Origin of the sequence: Shigella sp. FC1661, assembly GCF_001712525.1 — a bacterium.
Classification (GTDB): domain Bacteria; phylum Pseudomonadota; class Gammaproteobacteria; order Enterobacterales; family Enterobacteriaceae; genus Escherichia; species Escherichia coli.
Window position 1 is genome coordinate 1 of sequence record NZ_MDGW01000440.1, and the last position, 593, is coordinate 593.

Below are 593 nucleotides of genomic sequence, written 5' to 3' on the forward strand. Positions count from 1 at the left end.
AGTAGCTGAACAGGAGGGACAGCTGATAGAAACAGAAGCCACTGGAGCACCTCAAAAACACCATCATACACTAAATCAGTAAGTTGGCAGCATCACCCCCAACCGCACCCATTTAGGATGCGACCATTGCGGTAGACCGATGTAAATCATAACGCGTGAAGGATCTCTTCCACGCTACGCACACGGGCGATGCGCGGGTAGATATGATTAATGCTGTTATTGTGTTGCTCGGCGCTGGCGGCACTACAGGCGTCTTCGGCAATCACCAGATTAAAGCCAAGTTCCCAGGCATTGCGGGCGGTGGATTCAACACCGATATTGGTCGAGATCCCACATAACACTATTGTATCGATACCTCGGCGGCGCAGTTGCAACTCCAGATCCGTACCGTAAAACGCACCCCACTGACGTTTGATGATTTCGATATCACTGTCAGTTGCACCTAATGCAGCTGGATGTTGCCACCAGTTTTCGGGCAACACTTTAGCGGGGGAGTGCCCCTATTAAGTTGTCAAGCATGTTATGACCCCTGCGGGGTATAAAAAGTCCCGTCGCGCATCATGGCGAACAGAACGTCGCAGCGTCGTCTCGCC

At 51.9% G+C, this 593-nt stretch carries 1 protein-coding gene and 1 pseudogene; both read right to left on the reverse strand.

The genetic code is table 11. The features are described 5' to 3' along the window. Positions 1 to 146: 146 nt before the first annotated feature. Positions 147 to 494 (reverse strand): annotated as a pseudogene (locus tag BFF42_RS19720) (hydrolase); the annotation flags it as partial. Between the two features lie 26 nt (positions 495 to 520). Continuing rightward, on the reverse strand, positions 521 to 593 hold a 73-nt coding region (locus BFF42_RS27950; protein ID WP_242412324.1), incomplete at its 5' end, for a hypothetical protein.